This window comes from Bradyrhizobium sp. CW1, from assembly GCF_023100665.1.
GTDB lineage: Bacteria > Pseudomonadota > Alphaproteobacteria > Rhizobiales > Xanthobacteraceae > Bradyrhizobium > Bradyrhizobium canariense_D.
Genome location: NZ_CP064684.1, coordinates 2,000,896 through 2,014,873, shown reverse-complemented (window position 1 = coordinate 2,014,873; position 13,978 = coordinate 2,000,896). Strand labels below are relative to the sequence as shown.

Annotated in this window: 15 protein-coding genes; 11 read left to right on the top strand and 4 right to left on the bottom strand. The window is 64.9% G+C overall.

The window, feature by feature from the left end; all coding sequences use genetic code 11:
• Positions 1–9: 9 nt before the first annotated feature.
• Together IVB54_RS09800 and IVB54_RS09795 are read left to right on the top strand one after the other, a co-directional pair.
• The gene (locus IVB54_RS09800) at positions 10–717 is read left to right on the top strand and encodes a L,D-transpeptidase (protein ID WP_085385382.1); all 708 of its coding nucleotides are present in this window, start codon (positions 10–12) and stop codon (positions 715–717) included.
• Positions 718–830: 113 nt separating this feature from the next.
• Complete coding sequence (locus IVB54_RS09795; protein WP_039799008.1) at positions 831–1,241, top strand: c-type cytochrome; 411 nt, start codon at positions 831–833, stop codon at positions 1,239–1,241.
• Here IVB54_RS09795 and IVB54_RS09790 read toward each other — a convergent pair.
• Together IVB54_RS09790 and IVB54_RS09785 are read right to left on the bottom strand one after the other, a co-directional pair.
• On the bottom strand, positions 1,217–1,510 hold the full coding sequence (locus IVB54_RS09790; protein ID WP_039798961.1) for a hypothetical protein: 294 nt from the start codon (positions 1,508–1,510) through the stop codon (positions 1,217–1,219). The two genes, IVB54_RS09795 and IVB54_RS09790, sit on opposite strands and share 25 nt — an antisense overlap.
• Positions 1,503–2,297: a DUF899 domain-containing protein gene (locus IVB54_RS09785; RefSeq protein ID WP_085385381.1), complete on the bottom strand. Its 795-nt coding sequence runs from the start codon at positions 2,295–2,297 to the stop codon at positions 1,503–1,505. Before IVB54_RS09785 ends, IVB54_RS09790 begins: the two co-directional genes overlap by 8 nt.
• A 147-nt stretch (positions 2,298–2,444) precedes the next feature.
• Between IVB54_RS09785 and IVB54_RS09780 the strand changes: the two genes are divergently transcribed.
• From IVB54_RS09780 to IVB54_RS09745, 8 genes are all read left to right on the top strand, one after another.
• Positions 2,445–3,665 carry a helix-turn-helix domain-containing protein gene (locus IVB54_RS09780; protein ID WP_085385380.1) on the top strand — a complete coding sequence of 407 codons (1,221 nt, stop codon included), beginning with the start codon at positions 2,445–2,447 and terminating at the stop codon, positions 3,663–3,665.
• A gap of 30 nt (positions 3,666–3,695) precedes the next feature.
• The gene (locus IVB54_RS09775; protein ID WP_247777176.1) at positions 3,696–4,334 is read left to right on the top strand and encodes a PQQ-binding-like beta-propeller repeat protein; all 639 of its coding nucleotides are present in this window, start codon (positions 3,696–3,698) and stop codon (positions 4,332–4,334) included.
• 137 nt (positions 4,335–4,471) lie between these two features.
• The gene (locus IVB54_RS09770; RefSeq protein ID WP_085349121.1) at positions 4,472–6,040 is read left to right on the top strand and encodes a DUF4403 family protein; all 1,569 of its coding nucleotides are present in this window, start codon (positions 4,472–4,474) and stop codon (positions 6,038–6,040) included.
• 135 nt (positions 6,041–6,175) lie between these two features.
• Complete coding sequence (locus tag IVB54_RS09765) at positions 6,176–7,315, top strand: ABC transporter ATP-binding protein (RefSeq protein ID WP_085385378.1); 1,140 nt, start codon at positions 6,176–6,178, stop codon at positions 7,313–7,315.
• 87 nt (positions 7,316–7,402) lie between these two features.
• Positions 7,403–8,452 (top strand): ABC transporter substrate-binding protein, encoded by a 1,050-nt coding sequence (locus tag IVB54_RS09760; protein WP_085385377.1) that lies wholly within the window; start codon positions 7,403–7,405, stop codon positions 8,450–8,452.
• A 33-nt stretch (positions 8,453–8,485) separates the two neighbouring features.
• Complete coding sequence (locus IVB54_RS09755) at positions 8,486–9,748, top strand: ABC transporter permease (RefSeq protein ID WP_247294943.1); 1,263 nt, start codon at positions 8,486–8,488, stop codon at positions 9,746–9,748.
• Positions 9,745–10,575 (top strand): ABC transporter permease, encoded by an 831-nt coding sequence (locus IVB54_RS09750; protein ID WP_018454162.1) that lies wholly within the window; start codon positions 9,745–9,747, stop codon positions 10,573–10,575. Before IVB54_RS09755 ends, IVB54_RS09750 begins: the two co-directional genes overlap by 4 nt.
• A gap of 157 nt (positions 10,576–10,732) precedes the next feature.
• The gene (locus IVB54_RS09745; protein ID WP_018454161.1) at positions 10,733–11,944 is read left to right on the top strand and encodes an ABC transporter substrate-binding protein; all 1,212 of its coding nucleotides are present in this window, start codon (positions 10,733–10,735) and stop codon (positions 11,942–11,944) included.
• A gap of 101 nt (positions 11,945–12,045) precedes the next feature.
• Here IVB54_RS09745 and IVB54_RS09740 read toward each other — a convergent pair whose 3' ends face one another.
• Complete coding sequence (locus IVB54_RS09740; RefSeq protein WP_018454160.1) at positions 12,046–12,591, bottom strand: PRC-barrel domain-containing protein; 546 nt, start codon at positions 12,589–12,591, stop codon at positions 12,046–12,048.
• A gap of 372 nt (positions 12,592–12,963) precedes the next feature.
• Positions 12,964–13,179: a hypothetical protein gene (locus tag IVB54_RS09735; protein WP_018454159.1), complete on the bottom strand. Its 216-nt coding sequence runs from the start codon at positions 13,177–13,179 to the stop codon at positions 12,964–12,966.
• Positions 13,180–13,414: 235 nt separating this feature from the next.
• Here IVB54_RS09735 and IVB54_RS09730 point away from each other — a divergent pair, with 235 nt between their 5' ends.
• Positions 13,415–13,963 (top strand): lytic transglycosylase domain-containing protein, encoded by a 549-nt coding sequence (locus IVB54_RS09730; protein WP_247777175.1) that lies wholly within the window; start codon positions 13,415–13,417, stop codon positions 13,961–13,963.
• The last annotated feature ends 15 nt before the right edge of the window (positions 13,964–13,978 follow it).

The following is a 13,978-nucleotide window of genomic DNA, read 5'->3' as shown; positions in this document are numbered from 1 at the left end:
GGGCGACCGATGATCAATCTGGAGACGTTGAAGACTTATTCGCGCGCCGTTGCGTTTGGCGCAGTGGCTGTCACCGCGATCGCGTTCGCCGGCCCGGCCAAGGCCGCGCCTGTGCAGCTCTTCCCCTTCTTCCAGCCGCTGCCGCCGATCGCAGCGCCGCAGCCGTACCAGCCTTATCAAGCGACGCCCTATCGGGCCGCGCCGTCCGAGGAGCAGGACGCGGTCGAAACGCCGGCCCGCTTCCGCCGCCAGACCGTCTCCTATGCGACGCGTGAGGCGCCGGGCACCATCATCATCGATACGCCCAACACCTATCTCTATCTCGTGCTCGGCAATGGCCAGGCGATGCGCTACGGCATCGGCGTCGGCCGCGACGGTTTCACCTGGTCCGGCACCCAGTCGGTGACCAAGAAGGCGGAGTGGCCGGATTGGACCCCGCCGCCGGAGATGATCGCCCGCCAACCCTATCTGCCGCGCCACATGGCCGGCGGTCCCGGCAATCCGCTCGGCGCCCGCGCCATGTATCTCGGCGGCACCATCTACCGCATCCACGGCACCAACGCACCCGACACCATCGGCAAGCACGTCTCCTCCGGCTGCATCCGCCTGACCAATGACGATGTCGCGGACCTGTACTCCCGCGTCAACGTCGGCACCAAGGTGATCGTGCTGCCGATGACGGAGCGCCGCGCAGAACTCGGAGCCGCAACGCGGTAAGCGACAGGACATTGTGACGCAAGCGGCCCCGGAACCCACCGGGGCCGTTTTCGTTGGCCCTCTGCATACCGATGCGCGCGCGTGCTGCGGCGCGATCCCCGATGGCGGCGCGAATGCAATCACGTCCGCAAACGCCGCAAGGCAAATGCCTGCGCGCGATCGCTGCCGCCGTGGCACTGCTGCTGACCGTGCCCACCTCGCGCGCACAGCAGCCGGGGAGCGACGATGCAGCCCAGCAAGCCTTCAACAATTCCTGCCGCACCTGCCACTCGGTGAAAGAGGGCGACAATCGTCTGGGCCCCAACCTCAACAAAATCGTCGGACGCAAGGCCGGCGCGCTGCCGAACTACAACTATTCTTCGTCGATGAAGGAAGCCGGCTTCGTCTGGGACCAGGACAAACTCACCCGCTTCATGCTCAAGCCGGACGAGGTCGTCTCCGGCAACAAGATGCAGCCCTATGGCGGCGTCTCGGCGGAGGAAGCGGGCAAGATCGTTGCCTATTTGCAGGCGGCTTCGCAGTAGGGCCACCGGCCCCGCCGATCTGCGATCAGCCTCAGCCACGCCGCCGAATGAAACGCGCTCATCAGCAGATACATCGGCACCATCCCGCCGAGCATCGCCCCATGTCCGGAGCCACACAGCATGTCCGCCGGGCCATCAAGCATGGCCGTCAGTACGGCCATGATCGCGAAGGTCGGCGTCGCCGCCAGCCCCAACCATCTGGCGAGGTGGCGCGCAGCCACCACACCGTTGCGGCTCGCGCCGGCCATTGCGCTGACGGGACTAGTCACGTCCTTCAGCCGCCTCCTCGCGAAAAGCCTTCTCGCCCGCGGTCGAGATCTCGACCCATCTCTTGTCGGGCGCCGCACCTTCGGTGTAGCTGTCGTGCCAGTTCCACCATTTGTAGGTCGGCGTCTGCGGATAGCCTTTCGGCGAATCCTCCCAGACCTCCTGCCGTCCCAGCGGCGTGATGTCGAGGTAATTCCAGGTGCCGCCCATCTGCTCGTCGCCCCGGCTCTTGACGAAATAGGTGCGGAAGATCCGGTCGCCGTCGCGGAAGAACACGTTGGTCCCGTGCCACTCGTCGACGCCGAAATCCGCATCGAAACTGTCGGTGACGGTGACCCATGGCATGGTCCAGCCCATCCGCTGCTTCAGCCTGCTGATATCGGCCTGCGGTGCGCGCGAGGCGAACACCAGCGTGGTGTCGCGGGCATTGAGGTGCGCGACATGCGCGACCTGGTCGGCCACCATGGAGCAGCCGCGGCAGGCATGATCCGGCCAGCCGAACACGCCCGGCTCGAAGAACGCACGGTAGACGATCAGCTGCCGCCGGCCCTGGAACAGGTCGTGCAGACTGACCTTGCCGCCCGGCCCCTCGAACGCATAGGTTTTGGTCACTTCCATCCACGGCATGCGCCGGCGCTCGGCCGCCAGGGCATCGCGGGCACGGGTATGCGCCTTTTCCTTCACGAGCAGTTGCTGACGGGCGGCCTCCCAGTCCTGCGGCGACACCACCGGCGGTGTTTGCATGGCGGCTTGTCCGTTATTTCCTGCGTTGTCAGCTGATGTCATCATGGCTCTCCAACTTTTCCCGGGCGGCCGTTCCGTATCTCGCTATGCAAGATGCGGAACCGCTCGCCCCTCGCCGCACATTGTCGGCCGTCAACGATCTCTCGCACCGGACGGTTGCGTGGTGGGAGTAACAAGTGTGGCGGGATTTGAATGGAGTCGCTGATCACGGCCGCGGCGCGCGCGCTCCAAGCCGGCGATCCGCTCGGCGCGCTGAACCGCGTTGCGCTGCGCAACGATGCACCTTCGCTGGCGCTGCGCGGCATCGCGATGGCGCAACTCGGCGATCTCGCCAAGGCGAAGACGCTGCTGCGCAGCGCCGCACGTGCCTTCGGCCCGAGAGAGGCGGTCGCGCGGGCAAGATGCGTCGTCGCGGAGGCCGAGATCGCACTCGTCTCGCGCGACCTGAATTGGCCGGCCAACACGCTCGTGGCCGCGCGGGCGACGCTCGCAAGCCACGGTGACCTCGCCAACGCGGCCCATGCGGGTCACATCGAGGCGCGCCGACTTCTCCTTCTCGGGCGCCTTGACGAGGCCGAACGCACGCTGGCCGACATCAAGTCCACGCCGCTGCCCCCGGCTGCGCAGGTCGGCCGCGAACTCGTGATTGCCGGCATCGCGATCCGGCGGCTCAGAACGAAAGACGCGCGCGCGGCGCTCGGGCGCGCGGCGAGCGCAGCACGACAGGCCGGCATTCCCGCGCTTGCGGCCGAGGTCGAAGGCACGAGCCGCGTGCTCGACACGCCCGCAGCGCGCTTGATCACGCGCGGGCACGAACGGCCGCTACTGCTCGAGGAGGTCGAGGACCTCGTGACATCGGAGGCGCTCGTGGTGGACACGTTCCATCACGCGGTTCGCAGGCGAGGCATCCTCGTGCCGCTCGGAACGCGGCCGGTGCTGTTCGCACTCGCGCGCATCCTGGCGCAGGCCTGGCCGGCCGATGTCTCGCGGGAAGGGTTGATCACGGGAGCGTTTCAGGCAAGGCACGTCGATGAATCGCATCGCGCCCGGCTGCGCGTCGAAATCGGGCGGCTCCGCACCAAGCTCAAGCCTCTGGCCGACGTCAGCGCGACCAGGCAAGGTTTTGCGCTGACGCCGCGCAACACGCGGCAGGTTCTCGTCCTCGCACGGCCCGTCGAGGAGAAGCACGCCAATGTGCTCGCCTTCCTCTCTGATGGCGAGCCCTGGTCGAGTTCGGCGCTCGCGCTGGCGCTGGGAACGAGCGCGCGCACCGTGCAACGGGCCCTCGAAGAGCTGGCGCGATCGAACAAGGTGCAGTCCTTCGGACACGGACGGGCGCGGCGCTGGATGACGCCGCCCGTGCCGGGTTTCCCGACAGGCTTGTTACTCCCCGGACCGCTCATGAAGACGTAAAGTGGGATTCACACCGCAGGGACCGAGCAGATGAAACGTTCAGCCGCCGAGATCGTCAGGGAATACGGGCCCTATGCAGGCGTCGAAGCCGTGCACGGCGTCACCTATGACGGCAGCCTTATGTGGTTCGCATCCGGCGACAGATTGAACGCGGTCGACCCGGGCGATGGCAAGATCACCCGCTCCATCGATGTCGCCGCGCATGCGGGAACGGCGTTCGACGGCCGCCACCTGTTCCAGATCGCCGAGGACCGCATCCAGAAGATCGACGCTGTGACCGGCAAGGTGCTCGCCACCATCCCGGCACCCGGCGGCGGCGGCGATTCCGGACTGGCCTGGGCCGAGGGCTCGCTCTGGGTCGGACAGTATCGGGAGCGCAAGATCCATCAGGTCGATCCCCAGACGGGAAAAATTCTCCGCACCATCGAAAGCAAGCGCTTCGTCACCGGCGTGACCTGGGTCGACGGCGAGCTCTGGCACGGCACCTGGGAAGGCGAGGACAGCGACATCAGGCGGATCGACCCCGAGACGGGCAAGGTGCTGGAGCAGCTCGACCTGCCCGCCGGGACGATGGTGTCAGGATTGGAGTCCGATGGCGGCGACCGTTTCTTCTGCGGTGGCGGAGATCGCGGCAATGTGAGGGCGGTGCGCCGTCCGAAGCGCGGCTAGGTACGCGAGGACGAATGCGCGGCAACGGTGCGTTCGCGGCCGTTAATATGTTTGCCCCAATTCCACCCCATCGGTGGGCTCTAGCGCCCTCCTTGCCTGCCCTGTAGACTTCTGCCCCGGGGCGGCCTGGGGGATTGATGCGACTGACGCTGAACTTGAAAACTGTCCTGATCGCCGTCGCGGTGCTCGCGGCGTCGTTTTTCATCAGCCTGAAGGCGATGGACTGGCTGTCGCCGCGGGCGACGAATTCCGCGCCGCCGGTCGCGCAATTGCCGCCGCTGCCGCCGGTCTCGAAGAGCTCGATCGTGGTGGCGCCGGTCGCCATCGCGCTGTCGGCGATCCGCGAGCAGGCCGAGAAGGCCGCTCCGCGCAATTTCGCCGGCAAGGCCGAGAACCCGATCTCGCAAATCCTGGAGAACGCCGACATCGGCTGGTCGGCGGTACGCGGACCGATGGCGACTGCCGGCGACAAGGACGTGCTGACGATCTCGACGCCGCTCACGGGCAAGCTGAACGTGACGGGCTCGCTGTCGTCGAAAGCCACCGGCGCGCTCGGCGAGGCGCTCGGCAGCGTGCTCGGCGGCAATGCCGCGAAACAGATCGGCGCGGTCAACATCAAGAATTTGAACGCCAGCGCCGAGATCAAGGGCAACGTCGTCGTTACCTCGCGGCCGAAGCTCGCCGCCAACTGGCATCTCGAGCCCAATCTCGGCGCCCAGGTCAATCTTGGCGATACCAACCTCAACATTTCGGGCGCCAAGGTCAACGTGCCTGCCCAGGTGAAGCCGCTGATCGACAAGACCGTCGGCGAACAGATCAACGCCGTCTCCGAACGCATGCGCAACGATCCGACCTTGCGGGACAACGCGAAGCTGCAATGGGCCAAGGCCTGCCGCTCGATCCCGCTGCAAGGCTCGGGGTCTTCCGCCGCGCTGCCGCCGCTTTGGCTCGAGATGAAGCCGACCCGCGCCATCGCGGCACAGCCGCGCGTCGACGCACAGAACGTGACGCTGCTGCTTGGCCTCGAGCTCGAGACGCGCGTGATCTCGACGCCGACCAAGCCCGACTGCCCGTTCCCCGACAAGATCTCGATCGTGCCGCCGACCGGCACCGGTGTGAACATTGGCGTGCCGATCGACGTGCCCTTCACCGAGATCAACAAGCTCATCGCGGCGCAGATGGTCGGCCACACCTATCCCGAGGACGGCTCCGGCCCGGTCGATGTCACCGTCAAGAGCGTCAACGTGATCCCGTCGGGCGAGCGCCTCCTGATCTCGCTGCTGGTGCGCGCCAAGGAGAAGAAGAGCTGGCTTGGTCTCGGCGCCGAAGCGACCGTGCACATCTGGGGCCGGCCGATGCTCGACCAGGCGCAGCAGACGCTGCGGCTCGCCGACATCCAGCTCGCCGTGGAATCCGAGGCGGCCTTCGGCCTGCTGGGTGCCGCGGCGCGCGCGGTGGTGCCGCAGATGCAGCAGGCGCTGGTGCAGAAAGCGACGGTCGATCTGAAGCCGATTGCCGCCAACGCACGCGAGAAGATCGCCGCCGCGATCGCCGACTATCAGAAGAACGAGGATGGCATCAAGGTCGAAGCGAAGATCGACAGCCTGAGCCTCGCCGACATCGCCTTCGACTCCAAGACGCTGCGCGTGATCGCGGAAGCCGGGGGCTCGCTGAATGTATCCGTGACGAAGCTGTCGGGGATGTAGCGCGCCCCTTTTCCCGACGGGTCCGTGCGCGCAGTCGCTTGCGCCGCTGGCAATCTGGTCGGACGATGCTAAGCTGTTCCTCGCACCCCGGGGACGGGGTGCTGACAGCACTGTGGCTGACAACGCGAGGACGACATGGAAGCCGGCATGGTTACGCCTGCGCCGGCGCTGGTGCGCTTTTCCGGCATTCAGAAGACCTATGATGGCGAGCACCTCGTGGTGAAAAACCTCGATCTCGACATCAGGAAGGGCGAGTTCGTCACCCTGCTTGGTCCGTCGGGCTCGGGCAAGACGACCACCCTGATGATGCTGGCGGGTTTCGAGGTTCCGACCCATGGCGAGATCTTCCTCGCGGACCGACCGATCAAGAACGTGCCGGCACACAAGCGCGACATCGGCATGGTGTTCCAGAATTATGCCCTGTTTCCGCACCTGACGATTGCGGAGAATATCGCCTTCCCGCTCTCCGTTCGCAACACGAACAAGGCCGAAGCGCAGGATCGTGTCAAAGCGGCATTGCGCATGATCAAGATGGAAACTCTGGCGCAGCGGCGGCCCGGGCAGCTGTCCGGCGGTCAACAGCAGCGCGTGGCGCTGGCCCGCGCGCTGGTTTTCAATCCGCAACTCGTGCTGATGGACGAGCCGCTGGGCGCCCTAGACAAGCGCCTGCGGGAGCAGATGCAACTGGAGATCAAGCAGCTGCACGAGACCATGGGCATCACCGTCGTCTATGTCACCCACGATCAAAGTGAAGCGCTCACCATGTCGGACCGCATCGCCGTGTTCAACGATGGCATCGTGCAGCAGATCGACAGGCCCGACGCGCTGTATGAGCATCCGGTGAACAGCTTCGTCGCCCATTTCATCGGCGAGAACAACGTGCTGTCCGGCACCGTCGAGACGGTCGAGAAACAATATTGCCGCGTTGTGCTGGCGGGCGGCGGCGCCGTGACCGCACGAGCGGTCAACGTATCAGGCGCGGGCGCATCGACCTCGCTGTCGGTGCGGCCGGAGCGGATCGCCATCATCCCGGATGGCATCTCCAGCGACGAACCGAACCGACTGCCGGCCAAGGTGCAGAACACCATCTACCTCGGCGACCACGCGCTGGCCGTGCTCGACGTCGCCGACAACAAGGAGTTCATGGTCAAGCTTCAGCCGGGGACACACGACAGCCTGAGAGCTGGCAGCCTTACAGCTGGCAGCCTGAGACCTGGCGATGACGTGTTCATCACCTTCCGCCCGGAGGACTGCCTGGCCCTCGATCCCGTCTGATCCGACCATGCAGCATCGCTCCAAGGTGGGCGGACCTGGACCAACCAAGCTCAACGCAAGTCACGTGAAGAAGAAGGAACAAAGACCATGCTGAAGCGCAAGATTATTCTGGGTTTGGCCGCGGCATTCACCGCCAGCGCGACGCTGGCCACGGTCGCGCAGGCGCGTGACCTCACCGTTGTGTCGTGGGGCGGCGCCTATCAGGATGCCCAGAAGAAGGTCTATTTCGAGCCGTTCAAGAAAGCGACCGGTGTTCCCTTGAATGACGAGTCCTGGGACGGCGGCGTCGGCGTGTTGCGCGCCAAGGTGCAGGGTGGTGCCGCCACCTGGGACGTCGTCCAGGTCGAGAGCGACGAGCTGGCGGTTGGCTGCGAGGAAGGCCTGTTCGAAAAGCTCGACTATTCGAAGATCGGCGGCGAGGCCGCCTATATCCCACCGTCGGTCAATCCTTGCGGCGTCGGCGCCATCCTCTACGATTTCGTTCTCGGCTACGACAAGGACAAGCTCAAGGAGGCCCCGAAGGGCTGGGCCGACTTCTTCGACACCAAGAAGATCCCGGGCAAGCGTGCCCTGCGTCAGGGGCCGAAGACCACGCTGGAGATCGCCCTCATGGCCGACGGCGTCGCGCCAAAGGACGTCTACAAGGTGCTGGCGACCGACGAGGGCGTCGAGCGCGCGTTCAAGAAGCTGGACACCATCAAGGGCGACATCGTCTGGTGGAAGGCCGGCGCTCAGCCGCCGCAATTGCTCGCCTCCGGCGAGGTGGCAATGACCTCGGTCTACAATGGCCGCATCGACACCGCGAACAAGAACGAGAAGAAGAATTTTGGCATGGTCTGGGACGGAGCGCTCTTCACCCTCGACACTTGGGTGATCCTGAAAGGCAGCCCGAACAAGGACGCGGCCTACAAGTTCCTGGACTTCGTCGGCAAGGCTGAGAACCAGTCGAAACTGTCGGAGAACATTGCTTATGGCACCTCGAACAAGGACGCAGCCGCCCTGCTCGCGCCTGCTGTTCTGAAGGACCTGCCGACAGCGCCTGACAACATCAAGAATGCGGTGGAGATCAATGTTGCCTTTTGGCTCGAGAACATCGACCGCCTGACCGAGCGCTTCAACAAATGGGCCGCGAAATAGCGTCCCCACAAAGCTCGACCCAAGGTTAGACCAATGACGGATGCGCTCTTGACCGGCGCCCATGGCCCGACCGAGGTGCCGCTCAAGCGCCGATTGCGGCGGGCGGAGCGAGCACGCCAGGTCAAAGCATTGGCGCTGGTTCTGCCGCTTCTCGTCTTCCTGCTCTTCACCTTCGCTGGGCCCATCGCCGGCATGCTGTGGCGTGCCGTCGATGACCGCGAGGTGCGTCTGGTTCTGCCTCAGACCATCGCGGCTCTCGCCAGTTGGGACGGCAGGGATCTGCCGGACGAAAAGGCCTACGCGGCGCTGGCGGGCGACATCATGGCGGCGCGCGATTCCGGCACCATTGCGATTGCGGCCAAGCGGCTCAACTACGCACTGAACGGCTTCCGCACGATCCTGACCAGCACCGCACGCAATCTGAAGACTGCGCCCGAGCCCGGCACGGCGAGGGAGACGCTGGGCAAGATCAACCCGGCCTGGCGCGAACGCGCCACCTGGACCACGATCAAGGACGCCAGTGGCCCCGTGACCGGCTTCTATCTTTTGTCGGCGCTCGATCTGACGCGGAACGTGGACGGCGCGATTGTCGCAGCTCCGCCCGATCAGGCCATCTACCGCGACGTTTTCGTCCGCACCTTCCTCATCAGCCTCAGTGTCACGGTGCTGTGCCTGATCCTTGGCTTCCCGGTCGCCTACCTGCTGGCGGCGCTGCCGCCCGGCCGGTCGAATTTGCTGATGATCTTCGTCCTGCTGCCGTTCTGGACGTCGCTTCTGGTCCGCACCTGCGCCTGGATCGTTCTGTTGCAGGGCAAAGGCGTCGTGAACGACAGCCTGCTCTGGCTTGGCATCATCGACGAGCCATTGCGCCTGATCTACAACCGCTTTGGTGTCTGCGTGGCCATGACCCACGTTCTCCTGCCGTTCATGATCCTGCCGCTGTACAGCAGCATGAAGGCGATCTCGCCTGCTTACATGCGTGCCGCCGCCTCGCTCGGCGCGCCGCCGCTCACCGCCTTCCTGCGGATCTACCTGCCTCAGACGCTGCCCGGCATCGGCGCGGGAAGCCTGCTCGTCTTCATCCTGGCGCTCGGCTATTACATCACGCCAGCACTCGTCGGGGGCGCCGCCGATCAGATGATCAGCTACTTCATCGCGCTCTACACGACCGAGACGGCCAATTGGGGCCTTGCTTCGGCACTGGGTGCGGTGCTGCTGCTCGCCACTATTCTGCTCGCGCTCGTCTACGGAAAGCTGGTGCAGGGACAGCAGGTCACGGGAGGGATGAAGAATTGAGCGACAATTCCTCCATCCGCACGCCGAGCCAGCGCATTGCGTGGACCGCGACCATCGTGATCTCCACGCTGGTGTTCATCTTCCTGATTGCGCCGATCCTTGCGATCATGCCGCTGTCGTTCAGCTCGGGCTCGTACCTCACCTATCCGCTGCCGGGCCTCTCGCTGCGCTGGTACGACGACTTCATCAATTCGCCGCGCTGGATGAATTCGCTGAAGAACAGCATGATCATCGGTGTCGCCTCGACCCTGCTGTCGATGGTGCTCGGCACGCTGGCGGCGTTAGGGCTGGCGCAGTGGAAGAGCCGGTTCAAGCCGCTCGTGCTGGCCTTCGTGCTGTCGCCGGTCGTCGTGCCCGGGGTCATCACCGCGGTCGGTCTCTATTTCTTCTTCGCGCCGATCGGATTGACTGGCAGCTATCTCGGCTTGATCCTGGCCCACACCGCGCTGGCGACGCCCTTCGTCGTCATCACGGTCGGCGCGACGCTGCAGAGCTTCGACACCAATCTGGCCCGCGCTGCCGCCTCGCTCGGTGCCTCGCCGCTTGACGCCTTCCGCCGCGTGATCCTGCCGCTGATCCTGCCCGGCGTGGCATCGGGGGCCCTGTTCGCCTTCGCGACCAGCTTCGATGAGGTGGTGATCGTGCTGTTCATGGCAGGTCCCGAGCAGCGCACCCTGCCGCGCGAGATGTTCAGCGGCATCCGCGAGAACATCAGCCCGACCATCACGGCGGCAGCGGTGATCCTGACGACGGTCTCGGTCATCCTGCTCGCCACCCTGGAAGGCCTGCGCCGGCGCAACGAACGGCTCAAGGGCAGCAGCGCGTGAGCTTCTTCCTTCTCCCGGGGAGAGGGTGAAAACACTGCCGCGCCCTGCTTATTTCTCAACCCTCCTCGCGCATTCTCGGGCTTTGCTCCGGGGACAGATTGTCGTTAGAACGGTCCCCGCAACAAAACCCAAACAACAACGCTGAGGGAGAAACAAAATGCAAAAGCTCATCGCCGCGATCGCGGCCGGTCTCGCGCTCGCCGCCACGTCAGGCGCCGCCCAGGCGCAGATTTCCGACGACGTCGTCAAGATCGGCGTGCTCACGGACATGTCGAGCCTCTATGCGGACGCGACCGGCAAGGGCTCGCTCGCCGCCGTGGAGATGGCGGTCGCCGATTACGGTGCCAAAGTCGCGGGCAAGCCCGTGCAGGTGGTCTCCGCCGATCACCAGAACAAGCCCGACGTCGGCGTCAACATCGCCCGCAACTGGTACGACAACGACAAGGTCGACGCGATCTTCGACGTGCCGACCTCGTCGGTGGCGCTGCCGATCTCGGCGTTGACGCGCGAGAAGAACAAGATCCACATCAATTCCGGCGGCGGCTCATCCGATATCACGGGCGTCGCCTGCTCGCCCAACACGGTGCACTGGACCTACGACACCTATGCGCTGTCGAACGTCGCCGGCAAGGCGATGGTCAAGCGCGGCGAGGACACCTGGTTCTTCGTCACCGCCGACTACGCCTTCGGCATGGCGCTGCAGCGCGACGCCGCCAACGTCGTCAAGGAGAGCGGCGGCAAGGTGCTCGGCGAGGTCCGCCATCCGCTCAACTCGTCGGACTTCTCCTCCTTCCTGCTCCAGGCCCAGGCCTCCAAGGCCAAGGTGGTCGCACTGGCCAATGCCGGCGGCGACACCACCAATGCGCTGAAACAGGCGGCCGAGTTCGGCCTGACGGAGGGCGGCCAGAAGATGATCGCCTTGCTCATGGAGATCACCGACGTTCATTCGCTCGGCATCAAGTCGACGCAAGGCCTGATCATCACCGACGCGTTCTACTGGGACACCAACGAGGAGACGCGCGCCTTCTCCAAGCGCTTCAACGAGAAGGTCGGTCACATGCCGACCATGATCCAGGCGGGGCTCTATTCCGCGACCATGCATTACCTGAAGGCGATCGACGCCATCAAGACCGACGAGGCACCGAAGGTGATGGAGCAGATGCGCAAGACACCGGTCAACGACTTCTTCGCCAAGAACGGCAAGATCCGCATCGACGGCCGCATGGTCCACGACATGTATCTGTTCGAGGTCAAGAAGCCCGAGGACTCCAAGGGCGAGTGGGACCTCTACAAGCTGATCGCCACCGTGCCCGGCGACGAGGCCTTCCGTCCGCTCGACAAGGGCGGCTGCCCGCTGGTGACGCACTGAAGTTCTTCTCCCTCTTCCCGCTTGCGGGGAGAGGTTGGGAAGAGCACGACAGCGCGCCCGGCAAAAACCGGGCGCGCTTCGTTTAGCCGTTCAGAGCCGCGTTACTCCGAGTATTTGAACTCGGGCATGTTCTTCAGCTCGTCCTTGCTCGCATTGAACACGGCGTGGTCCGGATACCATTTCGACGCGGACGTGGCCGTCGTTGTCGTCGCGGGCTTGTTGTCGGTGCCGGTCGCGGCACCCGTCGTGGTAGTCGCCGCGGGCCGGTTGGCTGCGCTGTTCGGGTTGTTCCCGGCAGCGCCGGTGTAGGCAACCGCCTCGTTGACGAATTTCAGCTTCTCAAAGGGCACCGCAACCAGATGCTCGCCCAGGCCGAGGAAGCCGCCGACGCCGATCACAGCGATCTTGATGTTACCGCTCTTGTCCATCAGCAGATCGTTGATCGAGCCGATGTTCTCATTGGCGTCGTTATAGACCTTGATGCCGTCCATCTTGGACGTACGCCACTGTCCCGACGCGGTCGTGGTGGTCGTCGTCGCCGCGGCAGCCGGCGCCTTGTCGGTGGTGGCGGTCGGATTTTGCGCGAACGCAACGGTTGCGAGCAGTGCGGTACCGGCAAGACCGGCCGCGATCGATTTCATCAACATATTGTCCTCTCCTTCAGCAGAAAACTTGTGCGGAGAAAACAGCTCGGATCAGTCCCAGTTCCGCGCGTGCTGCAATTTCGTCGCGTGCTGCGCGAGCATCTGGGCTGCGTTCAATTGTTCCTAAGTCACTCAGGAACATTTCGCAGCGCACGATTTCGTGGATAAATTCATGCGGCGCGCGCGATCGCGATCGCCCACGGCGGCGAGCTGTCGCTGCACGACCCGGAGCCGCATGGGCCGATCGTGCGGATGCAATTGCCGGTACGGCAGCAGCCGCAGCTTGCGGCTTAAGCCATGATCCGGACCCGAAGGGTCGCGCCAGCGCAAAGTGTGCAGCGGTTTTCCGAAAAGATCAGGCCCGAAGACTAAACCTCAGGCCGCAAGCGGCGGGTGCGCGACGGCTCCCTCATCAAAAATCGCAACCGCCTCGAAGCGATAATTGCAAGCACGGCATGTCCAAAGATAGGAGATGCGTCCGTCGCCCGCCTCGATCCAATCAGGTTGGGGGATCGGCGCGCCGCATTGCGCACAGGGATTTTGCCTGGGAATGTCGCCGATGTGTGCCTTCACCACGTTTGCTTTTGTCATGGCACCTCTCCCGATTTGCGCCGCTCTCTTACTCGCTTTCGGGCCCGCACGCGAATAGACAGGCCCGCTGTCGCGAATGACGGCTTCGTCTGCATGACAAGCCCTACGCCGGCCTTGCGTCCGAATGACGGCTCTGCGCTGCAAAAACGTAATCGGAGGCGTTTCGCCACATCATCGCCGCGTTCGCGGGGCCTAACGCGAGCGGGCGCAGGTGAGCGGTGCCGAGGAACATTTGATGAAAATTTTACATGTCGCCGCGCTGCTCGCGGCCGGACTGACGTTGCCACAGGCCGCATTCGCGGGCCAAGCGGAGTACGCCGAGATGATCGCGGCCCATGCCCGCGCCAACGGCGTGCCGGAGGCGCTGGTGCATCGCGTCATCATGCGCGAAAGCCGCTATCAGCCCGGCCTGGTCGGCCATGGCGGCACCATCGGGCTGATGCAGATCAAGCTCGCGACCGCGCGCGGGGTCGGCTACACCGGCGACGCCGCCGGCCTGCGCGATCCCAATACCAACCTCACCTATGCCGTGAAATATCTCGCCGGCGCCTATCACGCCGCCAATGGCGATCACGCCCGCGCCGTGCGTTATTTCGCCGGCGGCTATTACTACGCCGCAAAGCGGCAGCGGCAGGAGGCCGTGCAGGTCGCCAATACGAGCGAGGCCAATATGGGCGCCCCTTGGCTCGAGCCGAACGGCAATCCGCAGCCGATATTCGGCGCCGCGCCGCACAGGAAGCTCGCCCAGCGCGTCCGCAACGCCCGGGCGCAGGCGCCCAGGTAAGCGCGGTTCCCGCCC